22 protein-coding genes and 1 pseudogene are annotated in these 20,863 nt (G+C 69.1%); 3 read left to right on the top strand and 20 right to left on the bottom strand.

The features are described from left to right. Window positions 1-129: 129 nt before the first annotated feature. From B124_RS20635 to B124_RS20715, 17 genes and pseudogenes are all read right to left on the bottom strand, one after another. The gene (locus B124_RS20635; RefSeq protein WP_496504369.1) at window positions 130-324 is read right to left on the bottom strand and encodes a hypothetical protein; all 195 of its coding nucleotides are present in this window, start codon (window positions 322-324) and stop codon (window positions 130-132) included. Between the two features lie 411 nt (window positions 325-735). After that, complete coding sequence (locus B124_RS20640) at window positions 736-1,044, bottom strand: hypothetical protein (protein ID WP_496504462.1); 309 nt, start codon at window positions 1,042-1,044, stop codon at window positions 736-738. 385 nt (window positions 1,045-1,429) lie between these two features. Next, a pseudogene (locus B124_RS20645) lies at window positions 1,430-1,645 on the bottom strand (LexA family protein); the annotation flags it as partial. A 146-nt stretch (window positions 1,646-1,791) separates the two neighbouring features. Then, window positions 1,792-2,688: an endonuclease/exonuclease/phosphatase family protein gene (locus B124_RS20650; protein ID WP_496504370.1), complete on the bottom strand. Its 897-nt coding sequence runs from the start codon at window positions 2,686-2,688 to the stop codon at window positions 1,792-1,794. A gap of 40 nt (window positions 2,689-2,728) precedes the next feature. Then, entirely contained in the window at window positions 2,729-2,953 is a 225-nt protein-coding gene (locus B124_RS20655) for a helix-turn-helix domain-containing protein (protein ID WP_496504371.1), read from the bottom strand. Window positions 2,954-3,035: 82 nt separating this feature from the next. Next, window positions 3,036-4,013, bottom strand: a complete 978-nt coding sequence (locus B124_RS20660; protein WP_496504372.1) for an endonuclease/exonuclease/phosphatase family protein — start codon at window positions 4,011-4,013, stop codon at window positions 3,036-3,038. 437 nt (window positions 4,014-4,450) lie between these two features. Beyond that, on the bottom strand, window positions 4,451-5,464 hold the full coding sequence (locus B124_RS20665; RefSeq protein ID WP_496504373.1) for an ATP-grasp domain-containing protein: 1,014 nt from the start codon (window positions 5,462-5,464) through the stop codon (window positions 4,451-4,453). Window positions 5,465-5,815: 351 nt separating this feature from the next. After that, window positions 5,816-6,364 carry an HAD family hydrolase gene (locus B124_RS20670; protein WP_496504374.1) on the bottom strand — a complete coding sequence of 183 codons (549 nt, stop codon included), beginning with the start codon at window positions 6,362-6,364 and terminating at the stop codon, window positions 5,816-5,818. A 342-nt stretch (window positions 6,365-6,706) separates the two neighbouring features. Next, a complete protein-coding gene (locus tag B124_RS20675; protein WP_496504375.1) occupies window positions 6,707-7,303 on the bottom strand; it encodes an HAD family hydrolase in 597 nt (198 codons plus the stop codon). A gap of 125 nt (window positions 7,304-7,428) precedes the next feature. Beyond that, complete coding sequence (locus B124_RS20680; protein ID WP_496504376.1) at window positions 7,429-7,677, bottom strand: hypothetical protein; 249 nt, start codon at window positions 7,675-7,677, stop codon at window positions 7,429-7,431. 1,005 nt (window positions 7,678-8,682) lie between these two features. After that, a complete protein-coding gene (locus B124_RS20685) occupies window positions 8,683-9,882 on the bottom strand; it encodes a cytochrome P450 (RefSeq protein ID WP_496504377.1) in 1,200 nt (399 codons plus the stop codon). A 19-nt stretch (window positions 9,883-9,901) separates the two neighbouring features. Next, window positions 9,902-10,492 carry a GTP-binding protein gene (locus B124_RS20690; RefSeq protein WP_496504378.1) on the bottom strand — a complete coding sequence of 197 codons (591 nt, stop codon included), beginning with the start codon at window positions 10,490-10,492 and terminating at the stop codon, window positions 9,902-9,904. Beyond that, window positions 10,479-10,829, bottom strand: a complete 351-nt coding sequence (locus tag B124_RS20695) for a DUF742 domain-containing protein (protein ID WP_496504379.1) — start codon at window positions 10,827-10,829, stop codon at window positions 10,479-10,481. Before B124_RS20695 ends, B124_RS20690 begins: the two co-directional genes overlap by 14 nt. Next, window positions 10,826-11,302, bottom strand: a complete 477-nt coding sequence (locus B124_RS20700; RefSeq protein ID WP_496504380.1) for a roadblock/LC7 domain-containing protein — start codon at window positions 11,300-11,302, stop codon at window positions 10,826-10,828. The genes B124_RS20695 and B124_RS20700 overlap by 4 nt, the downstream gene beginning before the upstream one ends. Then, window positions 11,299-13,638: a sensor histidine kinase gene (locus B124_RS20705; protein WP_496504381.1), complete on the bottom strand. Its 2,340-nt coding sequence runs from the start codon at window positions 13,636-13,638 to the stop codon at window positions 11,299-11,301. The genes B124_RS20700 and B124_RS20705 overlap by 4 nt, the downstream gene beginning before the upstream one ends. Window positions 13,639-14,136: 498 nt before the next feature. After that, the gene (locus B124_RS20710; protein WP_496504382.1) at window positions 14,137-14,706 is read right to left on the bottom strand and encodes a hypothetical protein; all 570 of its coding nucleotides are present in this window, start codon (window positions 14,704-14,706) and stop codon (window positions 14,137-14,139) included. Further along, window positions 14,703-15,545 (bottom strand): SAM-dependent methyltransferase, encoded by an 843-nt coding sequence (locus B124_RS20715; RefSeq protein ID WP_496504383.1) that lies wholly within the window; start codon window positions 15,543-15,545, stop codon window positions 14,703-14,705. Before B124_RS20715 ends, B124_RS20710 begins: the two co-directional genes overlap by 4 nt. A gap of 218 nt (window positions 15,546-15,763) precedes the next feature. On the opposite strand from B124_RS20715, the gene B124_RS20720 reads away from it, so the two are divergent. Next, on the top strand, window positions 15,764-16,033 hold the full coding sequence (locus B124_RS20720) for a hypothetical protein (RefSeq protein ID WP_496504384.1): 270 nt from the start codon (window positions 15,764-15,766) through the stop codon (window positions 16,031-16,033). Window positions 16,034-16,235: 202 nt separating this feature from the next. Further along, window positions 16,236-17,456 (top strand): helix-turn-helix transcriptional regulator, encoded by a 1,221-nt coding sequence (locus B124_RS20725; protein WP_496504385.1) that lies wholly within the window; start codon window positions 16,236-16,238, stop codon window positions 17,454-17,456. Here B124_RS20725 and B124_RS20730 read toward each other — a convergent pair. Beyond that, a complete protein-coding gene (locus tag B124_RS20730) occupies window positions 17,437-18,099 on the bottom strand; it encodes an HAD family hydrolase (protein WP_496504386.1) in 663 nt (220 codons plus the stop codon). The genes B124_RS20725 and B124_RS20730 overlap by 20 nt on opposite strands. 42 nt (window positions 18,100-18,141) lie before the next feature. On the opposite strand from B124_RS20730, the gene B124_RS20735 reads away from it, so the two are divergent. Next, window positions 18,142-18,342: a hypothetical protein gene (locus tag B124_RS20735; RefSeq protein WP_496504387.1), complete on the top strand. Its 201-nt coding sequence runs from the start codon at window positions 18,142-18,144 to the stop codon at window positions 18,340-18,342. A 312-nt stretch (window positions 18,343-18,654) separates the two neighbouring features. On the opposite strand, the gene B124_RS20740 is transcribed toward B124_RS20735, so the two are convergent. Continuing rightward, on the bottom strand, window positions 18,655-19,674 hold the full coding sequence (locus B124_RS20740; RefSeq protein ID WP_496504388.1) for an XRE family transcriptional regulator: 1,020 nt from the start codon (window positions 19,672-19,674) through the stop codon (window positions 18,655-18,657). A 429-nt stretch (window positions 19,675-20,103) separates the two neighbouring features. Beyond that, entirely contained in the window at window positions 20,104-20,745 is a 642-nt protein-coding gene (locus tag B124_RS20745; protein ID WP_496504389.1) for a hypothetical protein, read from the bottom strand. Window positions 20,746-20,863: the final 118 nt, after the last annotated feature.

The raw sequence follows: 20,863 nt of genomic DNA on the forward strand, positions 1-20,863 counted from the left end.
CCCCAATGATCACGAAGCCCGTGCCTGCTCAGCTATGCCCCCCAACCAGTCACGGACCGACCAACCGCCCACCCCCGGAACTTGGCCAGGCCCTGATGTCGCACAGGACCGCGCAGGGAGGTGTCCGGCTCACGGTTCATCTCCACCTCCGGCCAGCGCGGCGAGGCGCCGTTCCGTGTGCAGCCACGCCGCGTTCCATCCGCGGCTGCGTCTGATCTCGTCGGCCTCGCGTACGACGGGGAGGCCCGACGGGTGGACTCCGAGCGCGAGGTCCAGCCAGCACAGCAGCAGGTGGTCGTCGGAGCCAGGTCGCCGTCTCCGCACCGCAGCCTGTGCCGCGGTGATCGCGGTGGCGAGCTGCGCGTCGGTGAGGAGGACGCCGGCGGCGCGGCGAAGAAGAGGTCTTGGAGCACGACATCGTGGAGGTAGATGTGCTGCCGGACCAGCGGTATCCGACCGCGACGCACGGCCAGTACCCGAACGGAGTCGGGGACCTGCACGTGGGGGTAGGCCACGGTGACGCCATCGGGGCGCACGGCCTGGTCGACGGTCAGCCGGACGCGGTCGCCGGGTCCTCCTTCGTAGAGGACCTGGCGATCTCGGGTGTGCTGCCACCTGCTGGTCATGGCGCCCACTGTGACGGTGTGGGCTTCGAGTTCGCTATCTGTCTGCGTGGAGCGAGCGCTGCCGGGTCGGCATGCCCGGGGCTGTTCGCCTCCCTGGTCCTCGGCTTCGTCACGTGGGTCGGGGCGCTGGATCCGGAGGGCCGGCGAGGGCCGCCTTGTTGAGCCCCATCATGAGTTCGCGGTTGGTGGCGCGGGCCGCCGCGAGGTCGTCGTTGCGTTCTTCCAGCTGGAGGCGGAGGTCGGCGCAGTCTTGTTCCAGGCTGGTGATGCGGCGCTGCATGGCGTCCATGTCGAGCACGGGGTCGCTTCCTGTCTGGGCGTCGTGCCACAGGTGCTGGCCAAGGACGCTGGAGAGCTTCTTCTCCAGCAGTCCCACCTGGATGGCGGTCAGCGTGTGCGGGGAGGCGGGGTGGATCACCGTGCCCGTGTCCTGTTCTCGGTGACCCACCCCGCCGGTGCCCGGGGGCGGCTGTCCCCCACAGAAGGCCGCCCCCGGGGGCTTCGAGCCGCCGGCTGCCGCAACAGCGCGCTATGGGAACATCGGTCTTGCCCTCACCGTTGCGGCATCCTTCGCCCTGGGCAGGCGCGACCGCCTGCGCGGCAAGGCTGGTGAATACGGATTCGATGAGGCCACGGCTGGCTTGAGTGAATGCTTCTACGGCTTCCGGGTCAGCGCCGAGGTCGGCGCAACCGCGACCGAATTCGATTAGTCCCTTTAGTGCTGTGGTGCATTGTTCGGTTGACGGCAGGGCAGGCATAGCCCCCATTCGGGCACCGACAAGGCGGTAAGAACGCTGGCCGTTGGGGGTGCGCTCAAGATCGCCGAGAGCGGCGAGCCGTTTGAAGTGATAGACCGTAGAGGACGTCGATTCGAGACCGACGGCGTCGGCGGTTTGACGGTGTGTGGGCCAGTTTCCGTAGGTACGGTGGTAGCTGCGGAAGAAATCGACAATTCTCTGCTGCCTTGGGGTGAGCACGTGGTCGGTGGAATTTCCGTGGTTCTCAGGCGGGTGTGTCATTGCGATTGCACCGTACTTGTGTCAGTGAAGTTGTCACGGTGGGCGGTTGCTCGGGTTCGGTTTTCAGATCTGGCGCGGTTGTCGAGTCGGCCGATTCGGCGGCGGCGTTTGGCAGGCCGCCTTTGTGCCCTGTCCCTGCCGTGTCGTCAGGGCGCTGCGGCCAGAGGTGGTGTCAGGGCGTCGATCAGCGCGTCGGCGTCCAGGCGCACACGCACGATGTGATGGTCGGACAGGTCGAGGGGGACTTCGATCACATCGACCGACGTGACAGCCGGCAGCAGCTCCCGTGTGGCGTAGACCCGGTCGATCCGCGAGGCCGGCCCGTGCGTGTCACTGGCGTTGACCGTCCGTGCCACCGCGCGTGGATCGCCGGCGAGGGCACGATGGCGGGCGACATCCTGCAGACCAGCGGTGCGCAGCGCTTCGTCCGGGCGCGTATCCATCCGCCGGGTACCGTCCGGGCCGATATAGGACCGGTGCAGGCGATGGGGCCGGTCCCGGATTTCTTCCAGTTCCGGTAGTGCCGGATCGCCGGGAACTCCCGGGACCGGAAAGGAGTTGTTGTCACCCCCCTTGAGCAAGGGCAAGGTGACGGACGGCCCGTGAGGAATCTGCCACTTCTTGTCGGCCCATGTGCTGAGCCACTCTGCCTCGGCGAGCCGATGGGACGGGCTGGCGTAGTTGAGGTGATAGGACACCGCAACGAAGGGAACCGCTCGCTCGCCGGCAGGCGTGTACCGCAGGGTCTGTGCGGTCGCGGGCAGCACGCACGGGAAACTGGTGGACCATTCCCGCACGGGCGTGAAGTCGTTGCTTGCGAAGATGGCCGTGCAACTGGAGGCGCCGAGGCAGCCTCGCATTCCGAGCAGGTCCTCGGCCTCGGACATGATCTGCTTGCCGTCCTGCCCCGCATCCCACATCTCCTGGCGGAACACCAGGTCCGGGCTCAGGCCGGCAAGCATCTGATAGCCATCACGGCGTCGCGCCGGATCTTTTTTCCCGTTGTCCTCGAAATTCCAGCTCAGGACAGTGATGACGTTCATGTTTCCCCCTCTGTTGAGGTTTTACTTAGCAGGGCAGGATTCAGTTTTCGTTGCGCCTTGCGCGGCGGACTGCGCCGCGCGGCCGGAAAGTCACTCCGGCTTCCTCAAGGAGCCTGTGTACGGTTCCGTAGGAGCGGCCGGAGGCGGCCACGAGGGTACGGATGCTCTGGTTGTTGTTGTTGTAGAGTTTGGCGAGTTCGGCCGCGTACTTCACGCGTGTTTCTCCGACTAGGGGTGTATTGGGGTCAGGTGGCGTGAATGCCATGGTGGTTTCCTTTTCCGTTGCGAAGGGGCGGAGGCTGCCGAATTCTGCATGTCAGGCGAGCCCGGCGCGGCTGGCCGGGGTTTCAGTTGATGAGTTCTCCATCGGCCAGGGGATCGATGGTCCGGCGCAGTGCTTCGACGAGCGCCGGCCGGGAGAGGATCACCTCAAGGGCGTGGTGGTCGCTGATGCCGGTCATGTCGATCACGTTGACGTCCTCTACGGCCTGCACGGTCCAAGCGTCCATGTAGCCGCGGTCGATGCGCCGGCCCCCGCCTTGACCGATGGCACGGTGCCCGGCGGTCGCGTTGAGGGCCTCTGGCTTGGTGTTGCGGCGTGCGGCGAAGCGAGCGGGGTCGTGCATGCCGCAGTCCGTCATCAGCTCGTCCAGGAACGTGCAGCTCTTCCACGTCCCGTCAGGCTGCCTGCGGGCTCGGTGACGCCGGTGCACGTGGTCGGTGATGTCAGGCGCGGTCCAGTCGGTCTCGGGTACGACCTCGCCGGTCGGTACCGGGTACTCGTTGGTGTCACCGAACAGCCAGCACCCGGCCCGGGTGCGGTCCGGGTCCCGGCCGTGCTGGGCTTTGACCTTGTCCACGAGGGCTGTCAGATCCTCGTACTCCCGCTCCCGGCCCTGGGGGGAGCAGAACGAGCCGTGGAAGGAGGCGGTGACGATCGGTGTCTCTGGCACCTCCGGCAGGCCGATGACCACGTTGGTGGGCGGGGTGCGCCAGATGAAGCGGTGTTCGTAGTCGGCGTGGATGGTGAACCTGCCCTCCCGGACGAACAGCCCGGTCGGGTTGCGGCTCTGCCCCATCGGCGCGCGGAAACCCCGCATGCCCAGGGTGCGTTGGGCGGCGTCCCACCGCCGGTTCGCGGCGGCGATGTCCTCGTCGTTCGCGTGGGGCCCGGTCTGGGAGTGCGTCAGCTCGGTGACCGCCAGCCAGTCGGGCTTCCTGGGCGCGAGGATTCCCTCGTACGCCTGACGCCACCGCGTAGGTAACACACCAGGGGAAGGTTCCGGCCCGCCGTCGTGCTCGACGTTGACCAGCATCAGACGCATCACGTCATCGTGCGTTTTCGTCATCAAAGCCCTTTCACTATGTGCGGCGCGCGGCTGCAGCTCGCCACGGCCTGGTGGACCTGATCGCGAGTGCGGCGCATGGCCGCCCCGCGAAGTTGAGCCTCTGGTGGACTCTTTGGTGTTCTGGTTCAACGGTGGTGCGGAGGGTCTGAGCTGCCGGTCGCCGGCCGCCGGCACACGAGGTGAAGGACGGCGCGTTGCTGCGGTGCCCCGCCGTCGAGAGCACCAAAGTGAGGCTGGTGGTTCACGCGCTGCCTCCGCCGACGATGCAGGGCGGTACGGGCTGGACGGATGGTGTTTCAGGCCGGGGGGCAGGTGGTGGCGAGATCGCAGCAGGACTCCGGCGCGGCGCGGGTGTGGACGGCTATGCGTGCCGGCTGGCGGCGCCGGCTGGCGCACCACCGGGTGGCCGGGCTTCACAGGTCGCAGTCCTGGTACGCCTCGCTCTGGACAGTCGATTGGGGGAAGTTCATCACCTCGGTATTGCGGACGAGGTAGCCGTCCCTGTAGCGGAGGCGGTCGTGGTCTACGCGTTTGCCCTGGAGTACCGCCAGGAGCTGCTCGGTGTACGAGGCGCCGGCGACATGGGCGTGGGCGAACGAGCCGGCGGCGGGTACGTCGTCGGCGTCGGTGAGGAATACACCCCCTTCGTCGCCTTCGCCGCGGTGGTGGATGACACCGGTCAGGTGGCACGCGCCGGTCAGGCCCAGCGCTTCGACGGCACGGGTGACCAGAGTGGTGACGTGGTTGTTGTGGAAAGTGGCACCGAGCAGGGACCGGCCGCCGCGGACCCACAGCCGGCGGCGCAGGATCACCGCGGTCCGGCCGTCGCGGTCGACCAGGCAGTCGGCGGTGAACTCATCGAACTCCTCCGAGCTGAAGTGCTCCTGGACGAAAGGTTCGGGCACGAGCTGGCACAGCACCGCGGCCTGGTCGCGGTGGTGGCAGGGGTAGACGGGGGCGTGGCCCCGACGGGGCCGGACCAGCAGCTCGGTCCCGTCCGGAATGGTGTGCAGGTCCGGCGGGTTCCAGAACCGTGGCGTGGGCAGGACCCGCGCGGTCAGTGCGGCCAGGAGCCGGGCCTTGTCGCCGCAGACGTCGATGGTCTGTTGCGAGGGCATCATGTGGCCCACGCCCGCGTCGGCCAGCGCGATCCGCATCTGCGAGAGCCGGCCCAGTTCGATAGTGCTCATCGGGATGATCGCATCCGGGCGGTGCTCGCGGCACAGGGCCACCAGCTCGGTCTCGTAGGCGGGGTCGGTTGCGTGCGGCAGGTGGTGCCGGCTCGCGCCGGGAGTCCACAGCCCGGGGGCACGCTCGTTGGCGTCGGCGACCAGGACGCGGGCGATGCGGGAGAACAGGGCCTGGGCGAGGTCGCCGCCGCCGACGGCGCCGACGGAAGTGACCAGGACTCGAAGAGAGTTGATCATTGCTCCGATTCAGAGAACGGGGAAGGTGGCCGCCCGCTGGCGGACGGCCGCTGCGGGCAAGTGGGTGATCAAGTGAGCTTCAGAAGAACGAGGGCGACGGCGAGGCTCACGACGGCGAGGATCGTGAACTGAACCGCGACCACGCCGACGCGGATGCGGCTGGCAGCCGGCGGGTCCCGGTCAGTCATCGCACTGCGCTGTCCGCTGCTGCGCGCAGACCGTCACCACGGCAGGATCAGGCGCGTGCATCGGACGACCCCCGCCTTACATCGGTGACGTGCCCCGGCGGTGCGGTTGCGAGAAGGTCCGGAAGTTGGGAGAAGTGCGCGAGGACCAGCGTGCCGTCGACCGCTACTGCCGGTGTGAGGTCGGGACTGGCCTGGGTATCGATCCAGGCAGCTCGCATACCTGCCTTGGTGGGCCCGAGCACATCGTTCTCCCGGTCATCGCCGACGACAAAATCCGGTCGGGCGGGACACCGGCGGCTCGGCTGACCTGGTGGTAGAAGCGGGCGTCCGGCTTTCCGTAGCCGACTTCGGAGGAGCACACCAGCCGCAGAAAGCCCAGGCCCGCGTCTTCCAGGGTCTGCTGCCGGAAGCGCTGGGGTCTGACCATGTTGGAGGCGAGGATCAGCGGCCACCCGCGGTCGTGAAGGTCCTGGGCTGCTTGCACCGCTCTCTCGTCCGGCGGGTGGTCTCCCACCCGAGGCCAGATTTCGGCGATCAGCCGGTCCATGTCGGGCAGTTCCACACCGTGGCGGACGGCGGTGGCATTGAGGAGGGACGGGATCGATTCGGCGATCGGGTCGGCGTAGGCGAGCGGCTTCGACAGGTCGAAGTCGGCTGCGAATCCGGCCGTGGTAGGAACGTCGAACGCGCTGCTGAGGATTTCCCGGATCATATCCCCTGTGGATTCCCGGCGGTCCTCCTGTGAGTGTCCGGTAGCACTCAACAGCAATTGCCTCGATCGGGCGGCGCTCCATTTCCCTCCTTGGTTTCCCATGCTTCGGCGGGTTACTGTCCGCGAGAATTTTCGCCAGTGCTTTCCATCGCGTATCCCCTGGGTTCAAGGTCCGAAATCACCGGGCAGCCTTCTCTTGCCCGGATACCCATGGCCTTGCTGTTCCTTGTTGCATTCCTGAGCTACGGGGCCAGTACGTTGTTGAGGAGGTCGAGCGTGAGCCAGTCGAGGCTGGACAGTACGGGCGTCCCGTCGGCCATGACCTCCGGAGGGCAGTTCGTGTCACGGCCGCGCTGGACGTGAGCGGCTTTCATTCCAGCCAGGCGCGGACGGGTCACGTCCCCGGTCCATGTTGTCGCCGATGAAAATGATGTGCTCGGGAGGAACACCGGCTGCCTGGATGACGGCGGTGTAGAAGGCGGAATCCGGCTTCGCGGCACCGATGTGGGAGGAGCACACCAGATCCATAAAGTCCAGCCCCGCAGCTTGCAGTGTCCGGGCCCTGAATTCCTTGGGCCGGCAGGTATTGGTGGCAAGCAGCATCGGCCACCCCGAGGCGTGGATTACCTGAAGCGCTTGAACGTTCGCCTCCGGGACCGGATGGTCACCGAGGTCGGTCCACATCCGGTGCAGCAGCGGTTCCATCGGCGGCAGTTCGACTCCCATGCGCGTGGCGACGGCCTGCAGGAGCCGGGCCATGGAGTCCGGGAGCGATTCCTCGTACCACGCCTTGCGGGACAGGTCGAAGCAGTCCGTGAACGCGTCTGGGGCGGGTATCCGGGTCCCGAAGTCGTTCAGGAGCTGCACGATGAACTCACCGTTTGGTCGGGCTCTTTTTTCCGGGTGGGTAAGGGTCCCGGCGAAGTCGACAGCGAGCATACGTGGACCTGATGATCCGCTCATGAAATTCCTCACTTCGGTTCATGGCCAGGCGATTGCGGAACCATGCGGCCGGCAAGATGCGGTCTCCCGTCGCCTGCCCAGGGCGCGGTGCCCGGTGGGCGCTAGTCGTCTCCGGCCGGCTTCGGGAGGGGAGCAGGGCCGAGGTCACCCATGACCGGCACCGTGTGGTTGGGTCTGTCCAGCCACACCCGGTGCGCTCCGTCGGTCGCGACAGCGGTCAGGCCGAAGCAGTCGGCCGGGGGCCGGCCCTGTTCGATCCACCAGTGAAGTGCCTGCTCGACGAAGATCCACACGGTGCGCGGGCCGTGGTGGCACACCGGGCCCGGGCCGCCGTCGGCGTCCCACGACACCGATGCCCAGGAGCGGTCGCTCAGGCTGTAGAGCGGGGCGTCGACACTGCCGTCGACCTAAGCCAGCCCAGCCTTGCCGCGCCTCGCGCCGGGGCGGCGCCTTCATGTGCTTGATCAACGTCAGGGTCCCTTCGGTGATTCGGGGTGCTCCGCCTGCCGGACGGAGCAGGCAGCAGGCAGCAGGCGGGGCCTTCCCCGACCGGGTGGGCGGTCACCCGGTCGGGGGCCCGCCCTGCCAGCGGCCGTGTCTACCGGCCCGCAGGGCGGGAGTTCAGTGCTCAGTGGGGGTCCGGGGGGTCGGATACGCGGTGGGACGCGGAGCGGGGGCGGGCCCCGCCGGCCGGTACGGGCCGGCGGCCCGGCAGTCCGCCGTCGCACCCCCACAGGGCGATCGGCACAGCCATGGTGTCCCCGGGACGCCCACCCGGCCGTCGAGCCGACCCCGAGGGTGTCGGCCGGTACGTCGTACGACGGGGCGCGTGCACCGCGAGGGCTGCGGCGGGTCGAGGACACAGCCGGGCGCCCGCGTTCCGCCGCTCGTACCAGCACGGGGGCGGGTCCGCTGAAGGTCGCCGGAGGGGGCGCGCGGTACGCCGTGTTGCTTCGGTGGACTGCTGCCGCGGGTCAGACACGGGCAGCGTGGTGGTGGGCGTTTGCGGGTGGGTGGTGGCCGCGCTGCTCCGGGTGACGCCGGGGATCGGCACGTCCGGAGCAGCGCGGTGGCCCGCGTGGCGGGCCGGTCCGCCCCCTACGGGGGGTTTGGGGGCGGAGTCTCGGTGAGGGAGGCGGGCGGCGGCCGGTGCCGCAGCGCAGAGGGAGGTGCCGGCGGCGCGTCCGGGCGCGGTGGGCCTAAGGAGCGCTGCCGTTGCGACGGCGGTGACGTCCGCGTGCGTGCGGGGGGTCATCACGGCGAGTGGACAGTTCACTTCGGCCCTGCTCCTCGGTTGTGGTGGATGGTGCCGGTGCCGGTTGGTTCAGCCTGGGCCGGACGTCGGTGGATGTGGGTCAGGACGCGAGGGTGGCCTTGATCGGTACGCGGGTCAGGCCGCGCAGGGTGTTGTTCAGGGCGCGTTGCGGATCGCCGGCGAGTTCGAGGGTCGTGCAGTAGGCGGTCACGGCGTTGAGCAGGCAGATGGCCTGCTGTTCGGCGAGGTGGCCGCCGGCGCAGCCGTGGGTGCCGAAGCCGAAGGCGAGGTGGTCGGCGGTGTACTTGCGCCGGACGATGAAGTCGTCGGCGCGAGCCCAGGTGCGTTCGTCGCGGTTCGCGGAGCCGAAGAGCAGCCAGACCTGGTCGCCGGCGGCGAGGTCGACGCCGTCGAGGCGGGTGTTGCGGGTGACGCGGCGGCCGAAGCCCTGGACGGCCGCGTCGTATCGCAACGCTTCTCGGAAGACGGCGTCGGCGGTGACGAGTCCGCCTCGGAGGGCGGCCCACTGCTGAGGGTGGGTGGCCAGGAGGTACAAGGTGGTGGACAGGGCGTAGATGGTGGTGTCCATGCTGGCCGTGGTGTAGGCGAGCATCAGCGGCAGGACGTCGCCTTCGTCTATCTCGCCGCGGTCGGCGGCCCGGTACAGGGCGTGCATCCAGGAGTCGGGCCGTACGGTGTCCGGGCGGACCGTGCTGCGCAGGAACTCGATCATCTCGAAGGCGACGGGTGTGGCGGTGCGCAGCCGCTGGTTGTCGGGGCCGAACAGGTCGAACATGGCGTGGGCGGTGGAGAGCAGCTTGTCGCGGGTGTCCTGCGGCAGGCCCATCAGGTCCATGACGGTGTCGGCGACGAGATTCCCGGCCAGTGCCGCGGCGTCGAAGGTACCGGGGACGTCCTGGTCGAGGTGGGCGTCGACCAGAACGGCGGCGCGCTTGTCGATCGAGTCACGCAGCCTGCGTACGGCGTCGGGACGTAGTTGGCGGGACAGCGGCTTGCGCAGGCGGCGGTGCTGAGGGTCGTCGGTGCCCAGCACCGTCCCGGCCAGGGCCGCTTCATTGGCCTGCTGGGTGAGTGCGACGCCGTTGTGGCTGGAGAATGTTTTGGGGTCGGCCAGCACAGCCTTGACCGCGCCGTGGCGGGTGATGGCCCAGATCTGGTGGCGGGTCATCCACACCGCGTGCCCCTGCTTGCGGAGGCGGGTGTAGCCGGGGTAGGGGTCGGTGAGCTGGTCGTCGCAGAACAGGTCGAGGCTGGACTGCGCGCGGGTCGCGGAGGTCATCGCGGCTCCTGTCCATGGTTCACGGTCGGGTGTCGGCCTGGAGGATGAGGTGGTCCAGCAGCTTCAAGAGCACGTCGCGGACCGCGGTCTTCTTGCGGGCGTCGACGGTCAGGATCGGAGTGCCCGGGTTGGTGTTGAGCGCGTCGGCGAGCTGAGTGGGGGCGAAGGGCTGCTGACCGTGGAAGGCGTTCGCGGCGACGACGAAGGGCAGGCCCCGAGCCTCGAAGTAGTCCACCGCGGCGAAGCTGCGCTCCAGGCGGCGGACGTCGACCAGGACGACGGCGCCGCGTGCGCCGGTAAGCAGGTCGTCCCACATGAACCAGAACCGTTCCTGGCCGGGGGTGCCGAACAGCATCACCGTGTCCTTGGCGAGGGTGATGCGGCCGAAGTCCATGGCCACCGTGGTGGCCGTTTTGTTCGGCACGCCCTGCAGGTCGTCGATGCCGGCGCCGATGGCGGACAGGCGTTCTTCGGTGCGCAGTGGGGGGATTTCGCTGACCGCGCCGACGAAGGTGGTTTTGCCGACGCCGAACCCGCCGGCGACCAGCACCTTCAGACCCTGGCCGGTGACGGCGGTGCCGCCGCGGCGGGTGGTGTCAGATGGCCTCAAGGCCACGGCGTACCCTCCTGAGGATTTCGATGTCGGCTATCTGGCCGGCCGAGGCGGGTTCCTGGCAGGTGACCAGGCCGCAGGCGAGGAGTTCGGCCAGCAGTGCGCGGGTCGGTGCCAGGCACATGCCCAGCCGGGCGGCGATCTCGGCGACCGCGACGCCCGGGCCGGTGCACCAGCGCAGTACCGTCTGCCACTCTGCGGGAGTGGCCTCGATGGCCACGGGTGAGGCGCTGGCGGTGATGAGCGTGTGCATCGACAACCCGGCCCCGCTGGCGCGGCCGGCCGCCAGGGCGTACGGCCGGGAGGCGCCCGCCGCTGATACGCCGTGGATCATGACCGGCGCGGGGCCGTGGCCATCTGGCTGCCGAAGGCGCCGGCGATCCGGATGATCTCGCCGATCGCCACACCGACTTTCGCTCCCCGGTGCACGTAGGCGATCAGGCTGCTGCCGTCTCCGCAGGACGTGGCGACGGCATGGTGCCCGTGCTCCCAGCTCAGCACGTTGTGCATCAGGGCCCCACTATCGAACGGGGCGGACAGACTCTTGCCCAGGCTGAGGATCCCGGAGCAGGATGCGGCGATCTTCTCCGCATCCTTTCTCTCCGTGCCGTAGGCGCAGGCGGCCAAGCCGTCTTTGGACAGCAGCACGATGGCGAACACGCCGGGGATCTGGGCGGCGTTGTTGCGCAGGTTGTCGTACGCACCCGCCATGCCCGGGTCGGCGACGGCGATGGCGTTGGACTGGTGCTGCAGACTGCCCGGGGCGCCCAGCGAGGACACAGTGGTGGTGTCGTTGTCGGGGGTCATCGGTGATCGGCTCCGTCAGGGGAAGGGGTGAAGTCGTCGGTCTCGTCGAAGGCGCTGAAGTCCGCGGCGATCTCCCGCGTGCTGCGCTGATCGGTTGGGGCCGGCCCGCGCACCCGCCGCCCGGGACGGCCAGGACGCCCAGGGGAAAGGTCGTGGCGCAGGGGCTCGGCCAGGTTCGCGCCACGCACCCGCCGCGGCAGCCCGTGCACCATGTCCCCCGCCAGACTGGCCGCCGCTGGCCCTGCGGCGCGGGGTAGGCGCATCTGCAGCCCGCCGGCCGTCCGCTGTGGTGCCGTCGTCGGTTCCGCTGCCGGCGCCAAGGGCGCGGCGGTGGGCGGTGCTTCGAAGTCGTGGTGCGGCTGGTCTTCCTCGGCGGCCGGCCGGGACACGAGCAAGGTGGTGGGCACCAGCACGACCGCGAGCAGGCCGCCGTAGACCGATTCGCGCAAGGTCACCTGGACGCCCAGCCGGTCCGCGAGCTTGCCGACCACGAACAGCCCGAGCTGCTGATCGCCCAGCTCCGCGAAGACAGCCTGCCGCCTCAGCCTGGTGTTGAGCTGCGCAAGGCGCTGCGGGTCCATCCGGCCGCCGCGGTCTTCGACCTCGACGGCCACGCCCGATGTCACCGGCACGGCACGGACGGTGACCTCCATCTGGGTGAAGCGCACCGCGTTGTCGATCAGTTCGGCGATCAGATGCGCCAGCGCTCCCGCAGCAGGCCCCGCGATCCAGCAGGCGGCGCCGAACTCCGGCTGCACCCGCTCCAGGTCATCCGACTCGCCGCGGGCGTTGACCATCACGTTCGCGATGTGCACCGGCTCGTCGTCGGGCAGGCTGAACTCGTGGTCGGAGTCGGACAGGATCAGCACGTTCTCCTGCAGCCGGCGGATCTTCGCCACCTGGTGATCCAGCTCGAAGAGAGCCTGCACCGCGCCGTCGTCGTTGCCGAAGCGGCGCTGCAGCTCATCCATCTGCGGCACTGATTGCCCGATGACGATCGCCAACGCGCGGTAGGCCAGGCCGCCGGCGAAACGGGCCACACCGCGACGCTCCTCATGGACCGTGCCGGCGGACTCGACGGCCTCGGCCGCTAAGGCGGCGACGGCGTTGTGGAGCTGGTCGAACTCATCGCGGACACCGCGCTCGGCCGGCAGCCAGGAGACATCCGCACGGCGGCCGTGCTGCATGTCCGCGACCACCTTCGGCAGCCGCACCTCGGCTACCTCAAGCGCCTCGGCGCTCACCTGCCGGCTGCGGCGGATGACGGTGCGCACCAGCCCGATAATCAGCGCTCCGATGAGGACGGCCACGGCAAGGCTGCCGCCGACCTTCCACAGCACCCCGGCGCGCACCTCATCCGCCTGCTGGTAGCCGGCGTCCAGCAGCCCCTGAGTACGGGAGGCGTTCAGCTCGGCGATCTGCTGCGCGACCGTCCCGTAGGCGGCGTCCCACTCCTCCAGCTCAGCCGGCAGGTCCTCCACCGCCCCGGTCGGCGTACTCGCAGGCGCGCTGATCAGCGCCTGCTCGATACGCTCCTTGGCCCGCCAGGCGCCGCTGCCGGTGATCTTCCGGTAAGCGGCCTTGTCCTCAGGTGGCAGGTACGGGCCGATCCACCGCCGGTACATCACCTCCTGCGTGCCGTACGCCTCCGCAAACGCCACCCGCAGCCGGGCACTCATCCGCCCCTCGGCACGAGCCTGCGCGATCAGCATGTCCTGCTGCGCCAACCCCTCCGACGCCCAGAACAAGCCCACCAACGGCCTCGTCTGCAGATTCAGCGCGGCATCGTCCATCTGGCTCAGCGCCTGATAGAACTCCACCATCGTGGCAAGCAGATCCGTGTAGTAGCCGGTGCTCTCCTCGACCGGCCCCCGGCGGGCATCGACCTGCCAGCGCACCTGTCCCAAGCGCTCAACCTCGGCGTAGATCCGCTCGACGTACTCCCACTTGCTCCGGTGCTCGTGTTCGAGGGCGCTGCCCGACAGCCGGCGGAACGACGCCAGGCCCTCGTCCGTCTTCCGCCGCACCTGCGCCAGCATCTTCTCCAGTTCCGGGCTCGGGCTGGGATCAGCCAGATACGCCGCAGTAACCTTCCGTTCCTGCTGCGCCCCGGTGAACAGCGGCAGGCTGGCCTTGCCCCCCAGATCACCGGTGCGGGTGTCGTTGCGCAACTCCACATGCCGCCGCCAGTCCGGCACCGCGCTGAGCAGCACGAAAAACACCAACCCGGTGATCGCAAGCACCGCGACCACAACTAGCCGGAACCGCACGTTCAAAACCGGCGCACGCCGCCGCCGGCGGTGAGAGCGAGGCTCAACAGCAGGAGTCGTCGTCATAGCTCCTCATACCCGGGAAAATTGGCCGTCAGCGGATCGGGCAGTAGCAGCCCGGCGAGCAGGCGCCGTGCTCGCAGCCGCCGTCAGCGCGGCAAACACAGCAGCCCGGAGCCTCCGCCAGCCGCCACCACGCCCTCGGCTCGCCAGCACCGGCCCGCCACCCGCGGGCCTCCCCCGCCAGCGTGTGCCCGCCATGCCCCACCCCCGCGCAGCGTTCACCGCGCCCCCAGCGAACCCGGCCGTGATCAGGAAGGCCGGCACAACCGGCTCCGGCAGCGGCATCATGCCGAGCGGCCCGACCGGCGCAGCCGGCGCAGGAGCGATCGGAACAGCCTGATCCCCGAAGGCGGCGCGGTCCTGGCCGGCGGCCGGGGCGGGCACCCCACACTGCGGTTCCACGTGACAAAACTCCGAAAGATATAGAAAAAGGGCGGCATAGGTGATGGGGTCTCAGGGTCGTTGGGTTCGGGCCTGAACACAGGTCAGGGCAGGGAAGCTTCAGCCGGCCGTCGGCCCGCGGGACACTGGTTCGACGGCTTGCATGTTGAGGTCTTCGGCCTGCCGATGGGCCTGAGCGATCGGCAGGTGCCGAGCCGCCTGCGGGTCGCCTCCTGCTCGGTGCGCGCGGGAGCCGGTCTCATCGACGACGCAGTAACCGGCGCCGTCGGACTCGGCCTCGATGACGTACGGCCCGCCGCTCCACTGCCGGCACCAGAGCACCAAGAGCCCTTCGGTGACGGCCCCGAGCCGGCGGGTGCGCTCCCACGCACGATCAGCGGAGAGATCGGCGAAAGAGAAAACCCCCATCAGCAGGTCCAGCCCTTCCCCCAGCAGATCCGCCCGCTTCTCCTCGTCCCGGTGCCCCGGAAGGCACTGCGCAAGGACGTTCAGATGATCAAGCAACTCGCGCGCATACCCGTACGTAACCCGCTCCGGCGGCGGCACCGTCCGGGGCACCGCCAGGCGGGCCAGCGTGTTCCCGATCACCGCCACACGCGGCAACTCGCCCACGACAACAGCCAGATCATCCGCCGGGCGCCACCGCGCCCCGGATGGCTCGATGCTCATGCTGCCGCTCCCCCGTCGCACCGGCCCAAGCCGCCGTATATCCATGCCCGCCCCGGCGAGCCGGCCTCAACCAGCTCCGGCCGCCACAGATCCACCGGCACCACACCCGGCTCCACCAGCTCACAGCCGCCGAAGAGCCCGAGGACTTCAGGATGGGAGCGGGTGGTCACCGACGCCGTCGCGTTGGACGACTCGTAGACCGCCGCTGCCGACCTGGCCGCAGCCGTGGCGAGATCCGCCGTGGCGTGCGAGAGCGCAAGATAACTGCCGGCTGGCAGGGGAGCCGACAGAGCCTGCACGACCTCGTGAGCCCTGACCAGGTCGGGCACAAAGTGCATGACAGCCGACATCACCAGCGCAACCGGGCGGGACAGATCGAGCGTGCCCCGCACTTCCGGGTGGGCCCAAATAGCCTGCGGGTCACGCATATCGGCGTCGATATAAGCGGTGCGGCCTTCATCCGTGCTGATCATCAACGCACGAGCGTGCGCGAGCACAATCGGGTCGTTATCGACGTACACCACCCGGCACTCCGCCGCGGCACCCTGCGCCACCTGATGCAGATTCGGCTCGGTCGGGATACCCGTACCGACATCCAGGAACTGCCGGATCCCCGCCTCCTCGACCAGGAAACGGACCATCCGGCGCATCCAGGCGCGGTTCGCCAGAGCCGACGGCCGCGCCCGCGGCGCGCGCCGCATCACGGCTTCCGCGAGATCGCGGTCGACCGCGTAATTGTCCTTGCCACCCAGGTAGTAGTCGTAGACCCGTGCAGGATGCGGCCGGGAGACGTCGATGGGATTGCGCAGCCGAGCCGACGGAAGATGGATCTTCCTCATGCCTCCGCCTCCCCTGGGCCAGCCGGCCGTCGCACGAGTCGGCCGCGGCGCGGCAGCACACCGTCGCTCCGCAGGCGTCCGGCCCGCACACCGCCGCTGTCGGCGACGTGCAGTCGAAGGGCTGTGAGATCGTCGGGGTCCACGCCGTGAGCATCTCGGGCGGGAGAGCGCAGCGGGATATGACAACCCGTGACACGAAGTTGATCACGGATGAGACGGTGAACCGGGCAGTGACCACCACGGGCACCCGCGCGATGCGGCATCGCCCGCACAGCGACTTCGCCGTCCCCTTCGGTGCCTACCTCGACCCCTTCGCCGCGGATGACGCAAGCGTCTTCTACCTCAGCGGGGCCAAGGGGATCAACGTCCTTGCCCTCACTTGGCTGGCCGAGGCCACGGGGGCTCAGCTCGTTGTCGTGGTACCAGGCACGCTCGACCAGCAACCCGTCGAGGCCCGCTCCGCTGTCAACTGCCGTCGAGGCGGCTAACGGCGGCTTTGGCTGCATGGTGCTCCCTCGTCTCCAACTCGGTTAACGGCACCACCATGTCGGGGACTTCGACTACGCACGAGGACTTTCAGGGGTCATACGAACGACCAGAAAGGGACTTTCCCTCATCTGTTCGAGAGCGAGCTAGCCATAAGGGGGGCGTGCTGCGACACTTATTGGACCGTACGTTTCGGAGGTACCGATGGCTCGACCGCCCGGCAATACGCGTCTCAAGTCCGCGCGCCTTGCAGCCGGTTACAGCTCCCAGCAAGCGCTCGCGGACGAACTCCGTGTCGGGGTGAGGCAGGTGAAGCGGTGGGAGTCCGCCAACCCCCCGTGGCCCCACCCGGAACTGCAGCAGGCCCTTACCCGCACGCTGGGGGTCAGCCTTGAGGCGCTCGGCTTCACACCACCCGCCGGCCACGACACCAGCCACCACGCGCGACGCGACCCCTTGACCGGGGTACCCAGCCTCGCTGCAGTGCCGAAGGCGGCATCGCAGACGCTCCAGCCCGCATCCGTCGCCGCGGACTTCAGCGCGGTCACCCAGTCACACCGGCACCTGTACTGGAGCGTGGCGCCCGCCACGCTTCACCCCGCCGTCGCTGCTCACGCTTCGCTCGGCTGTGCCCTGCTGGAAGAAACCGCCGGCGCGACACGCAAGGCCGTCGCGGCTGCGCTCTCCGAGACATGGCTCCTGGCCGGCCGGATCGAGTTCTTCGACCTGCAAGAACCAAGGCGCGCCGACGCAACCCTGCTGCGCGCCCTACAGGCCGCCGGTGAGGCGGACGACTCGCTGCTCGGCGCTGCCGTACTGGCGCACATGGCGTTCATTCCGGGCTGGTCGGGTGAGCGCGAAAAGGCCGTGGAACGCATGACGGCCGCGCGTACCTACGCCCGCCGCGCCGATGCCGCGGCCGAGTTCTGGGCGTGGCTGGATGCCGTGGAGGCGGAGTGCGAGACCCGGTGCGGGAACCCGCGGGCCGCACTCCACCTCATCTCTCATGCCGAGGACGTGCTCCGCGAGCCGAGCGGTGTGTGCCCGGAGTGGATGGACTGGTTCGGCAGGGCGCGGCTGGCCGCCTTCAAGGGCAATACGCAGTTGGCGGCCGGTCACCTCCCGCAGGCCCGCTCCACGCTCCTCGCAGTCCTGGACGACCTGTCACCGGATGCGGACAAGCAACGCACGGTCGTGCTCGGCGACCTGGCCGCCATCGAGGCAGCAGCCGAGAAGCCGGAAGAGGCTTGCCAGTACGCGATGCAGGCCCTGGATCAGCTACAGGTGACGTGGTATGCGACCGGCATGGACCGGATCCGTGAGTTGCGGCGGCAGCTTGTGCCACATCAGCACGAGCAGTGCGTACGGGAGCTGGACGACCGCCTCTACGGCTGGGCAACCACGGTTAGTGCCCTTGCCCGTTGAACCGGCGGATCAGCCCGGACAGTTCTAACAGAGACTCGACGCGGAAGGTTGGCAAGTTCAGAGCTTCCGGCGTGCTCCACTGGATGGTGGCCCACGGGCCGCGGTGCACGAGGGCAGTCTGCATGCCGGCGGCCACGGCAGGGCGTAGGTCGTTGTCGACGCGATCGCCGACGTACAGGATCTCGGCGGGCTCAACCGGAACGACGTCCGCGACGTGGTCGAAGAACGCACGGTCGGGCTTGCTGGCGCCCCAGTCGTCGGACGTCCCGATCAGTTCCACGTCTGCTGCGAAGAGGTCCCGCAGGATCTGGCCGGCACGCACTGTCTGGTTCCCGGCGATGCCGAGCCACAGACCGTCCGCACGCAGGGCGGCGAACGTGTCCCGCACGTCCGGATACAGATCCTCTTCGCCGAAGATCTCCGGGTGCCCCGCGGCGGTGCGCTTCTCGCGCTCCTCGTCGAGGTCGAAGCCGGGCCGGAATTCCTCGAACGTCTCGCGATAGTCGCGGCCCTGCGCGATGACGGCACCGAACATCGAGGCGAACGTGTGCCGGGGAATGCCAAGCCAATCTGCCCAGGTCCCGTACTCCCTTGTCTCGTCCACCAGGCATTCGCCGACATCGAAGACAGTTGCGCGAATCATGACGCGGATCCTAGCGGGGAGCGTTCACGGCGGTTACGGTGCATGAACCACCACGAGGCGCGCACGATCGGACACCGGCCCCACGGCGACTACACCTGGCTCTTCGACGCCAACCTCGCGCCCTACTTCGCCGACGGCGAGCGCGTCTTCTACCTCGGCGGAGCCCAGGGCACCGACAGCCTGGTCCTCCCATGGCTCGCCGAGACAACGGCGGCGCAGTTCGTCGTGGGCACATGCGAGTGACGGCTTTGCGGGTGCGGTTGGAGCGGATACCGTCCATGTGGTCGAGGGCGCGGTGCCAGGTAGCGCCCGGAGTTGGGCCGCCCGCCGAAGGTCAGGTTCTACCGCGCCGGCCGCGCGCCCATGCTGCGGATCCGCACTGCCGGCGCCTGGCGCGTCGGCATCTTGATGGCGCGACACGATTGGCCTGACGGCTTTATCGCCGTGCAGGTTGCGATCCGGCTTCCGGCGGGCGACCTCGGCGGCATGCTCCAGACGTTCTGCCGCACAACCGATGCGACCGCCGCACGACGCGCGTCCTCGTCGGTGGACGGTTCAGAGCGCACCGACACGGACAGCGAAGGCGCGTACGCCGGGTAGGTGGCGGTCGTGGCGCATCAGGCTCGCAGCGATGGTGCGTACGGAGCCGAGTCGGACTTCCTGGGGCGCTGCCTTCTCGGCGGCCAACAGCGCGTTGTAGCAGCGGCCGTGCTTGCCCCATTGGTCGAATGCACGGGCGACGTCGACGAAGTAGCGGGCCTGGCGTTCGGGGGTCGGCAGCGTGGCCGGGCGGATTCTGCGGGCGTGCTCGATGGCGGTGCCGGCGTCGCCCAGCAGGTAGCTGATGGAGATCTGGTGCAGGATCACCTGGCTGGGGCCGAACACCGCGCCGCCGGTGACCGCGTCGTGCCCTAGCTGGTCGGCGGTTGCGCCGGCTTCGGCGATCAGGTCGCGGGCCAGGTACCGGTCGCCCTGCTTGCCCGCGGTGTAGGCGGCGGTGGCGTACAGGTTGCCCTTCGCCGACAGCACTGCGGTGTCGTTGCTGCCGCCGGCGAGCTGCTGGGCGGCGGTGACGGCGACATCGGTAGCGCGGGTGTAGTGCCGGGCGCGGCGCCAGACGGAGGAGACCATGCGGTATGCCTCGGCGGTGGTCAGCGCTTCCGCGCCGCCGCGGCACGCGGTCAGCGCGCGGTCGGCGGTGGCGGCGGCCATCTCGTCCTCGCCGAGCTTGATGCACAGCCGGGTGGCGATGTTGTACAGCTCGGCGACCACGGTCGCGCCGGCCTCGGGGCGCCCGGCGCCGGTGAGGGCCTGGGCGAGGGCGAAGTGGCCGGGCAGCGCGCGGGCGAGGCGGTCGTAGCGGCAGGCGGCGAAGTCGCGCCGGGCAGCGTCGAGGGCCGCGGCAACCACAGCTGGCGTCGGCTCCGGGGCAGCCAGGGCCGGGGTGTTGCGGTAGAGGAGGACGTCCTCCAGGCCCGACAGGCTCGGCCGGGGCGCGGCGGTGGCCGCGGTAGGGGTGAGGATCACGCTGGTGGTGGCCCCGGCTACGTGGGCCAGGAGTTTGCGGCGTCGCACCGGGTCCTCATCCTCCTCGCCGATCGGCTCCCGGCCCACGCTATCGACGCCGCATGGGGCGGCAGGGCGGTATGAGACGATCGTCGCCTGATCGTGTCGCGGGGCAAGCCCGAGCAGACGCAGCGGGATGCCGGCCGGTGTTGTGAGCCGCTCGGTCGGTGTTCAGCCTGCCATTTCCCTGCGCAGTCGTGCAGTTCGGCGGACGCGGCGTCCTGGATGTCGGGGAGGGCGCCGCGGGTTGTGCACAGGATGCGCCGCAGTTGGTGTGGCAGGCGCTGGCGGGTGGCTTCGGTGATGGCTGCGGTCAGGCGGCCCCGGCCGCTCCGCTCTTCCACGCCCAGCGCAGCGCGACGGCGTGAGATTGCAGCACGACCGGGGCCGTGCTGCAGCCGCGCGCAATCGCGAAGCAGGTAGCCATGGGCATGATGATCATCTGCGGCTGCACTCGCGCTCGATACTCGAAGCAATGGCCGGCCACGGCGTGGGAAGCGGTTCGAAGGTCGTCCAATACTGGTGATAGGACCGGACGGCGGCGCTCACGCCCAGCCGCGCCTGCTCGGGCTCGATTGCGCGGATGACTCGGCGGGCTATTCCCCCAGCTCCTCGCGCGGCTGGGGCGATGCCGTTGCCGACAAGGAGCGTCGCCGTCCGGATCGCGTCCAAGGTCGCTGGAGGGGCAGTTCCTGATAGATGCGCGAAGACGAGTTGGTTCCAGTTCCCCATCACCTGTGCCCAGGCCAGGCGTTCAAGGCTCGTGCCGAGGTCGACCGCCAGGCGCTTTGGGTTGCCTGCGTTCCATAGGAGGACGATGTCGCCGAGAGTGAGATCGAGGTGTCGGAACCGCAGCGTGATTCCCGTGACCTGACGGCGCTGCCACACCGCGGTTCGGCCGTAGATGCTTATGTGCCGGGCGTGGAAGCCGAGCCGGGAGAGCACCGATAGCCATGCGTCGAGTGTCTCCCCGTACCCGTCGATGCCGTGGATGGGTTGAACGCAGGAGACGTTGACGAAAGACGTCAGGAAGCCGTCACGCAATTCGCCGGCCGCGGTGCGCTGGCCGGTGAAGCGCACGACAGGCTGAGGGATGAAACCCCTGCGGTAAGTGTGCCGGCGCCCGTCCTTGAGGAGGGGGTCGAGAGCCTGGACGGCCGAGATGGTTAGCTCCGTGTCTCGCCCCCACCGCAGGGGC

The sequence above is a fragment of the Streptomyces sp. CNP082 genome (genome assembly GCF_059570535.1).

Excerpts from the sequence above, each read along its gene's own strand:
- B124_RS20730 (WP_496504386.1), bottom strand. The coding sequence starts at position 18,099 with ATGATTCGCGCAACTGTCTTCGATGTCGGCGAATGCCTGGTGGACGAG.
- B124_RS20660 (WP_496504372.1), bottom strand. The coding sequence starts at position 4,013 with ATGCGTCTGATGCTGGTCAACGTCGAGCACGACGGCGGGCCGGAACCT.
- B124_RS20695 (WP_496504379.1), bottom strand. The coding sequence starts at position 10,829 with ATGATCCACGGCGTATCAGCGGCGGGCGCCTCCCGGCCGTACGCCCTG.
- B124_RS20705 (WP_496504381.1), bottom strand. The coding sequence starts at position 13,638 with ATGACGACGACTCCTGCTGTTGAGCCTCGCTCTCACCGCCGGCGGCGG.
- B124_RS20725 (WP_496504385.1), top strand. The coding sequence starts at position 16,236 with ATGGCTCGACCGCCCGGCAATACGCGTCTCAAGTCCGCGCGCCTTGCA.
- B124_RS20655 (WP_496504371.1), bottom strand. The coding sequence starts at position 2,953 with ATGGCATTCACGCCACCTGACCCCAATACACCCCTAGTCGGAGAAACA.
- B124_RS20700 (WP_496504380.1), bottom strand. The coding sequence starts at position 11,302 with ATGACCCCCGACAACGACACCACCACTGTGTCCTCGCTGGGCGCCCCG.
- B124_RS20665 (WP_496504373.1), bottom strand. The coding sequence starts at position 5,464 with ATGATCAACTCTCTTCGAGTCCTGGTCACTTCCGTCGGCGCCGTCGGC.
- B124_RS20675 (WP_496504375.1), bottom strand. The coding sequence starts at position 7,303 with ATGCTCGCTGTCGACTTCGCCGGGACCCTTACCCACCCGGAAAAAAGA.
- B124_RS20685 (WP_496504377.1), bottom strand. The coding sequence starts at position 9,882 with ATGACCTCCGCGACCCGCGCGCAGTCCAGCCTCGACCTGTTCTGCGAC.
- B124_RS20670 (WP_496504374.1), bottom strand. The coding sequence starts at position 6,364 with ATGATCCGGGAAATCCTCAGCAGCGCGTTCGACGTTCCTACCACGGCC.
- B124_RS20735 (WP_496504387.1), top strand. The coding sequence starts at position 18,142 with ATGAACCACCACGAGGCGCGCACGATCGGACACCGGCCCCACGGCGAC.
- B124_RS20650 (WP_496504370.1), bottom strand. The coding sequence starts at position 2,688 with ATGAACGTCATCACTGTCCTGAGCTGGAATTTCGAGGACAACGGGAAA.
- B124_RS20710 (WP_496504382.1), bottom strand. The coding sequence starts at position 14,706 with ATGAGCATCGAGCCATCCGGGGCGCGGTGGCGCCCGGCGGATGATCTG.
- B124_RS20715 (WP_496504383.1), bottom strand. The coding sequence starts at position 15,545 with ATGAGGAAGATCCATCTTCCGTCGGCTCGGCTGCGCAATCCCATCGAC.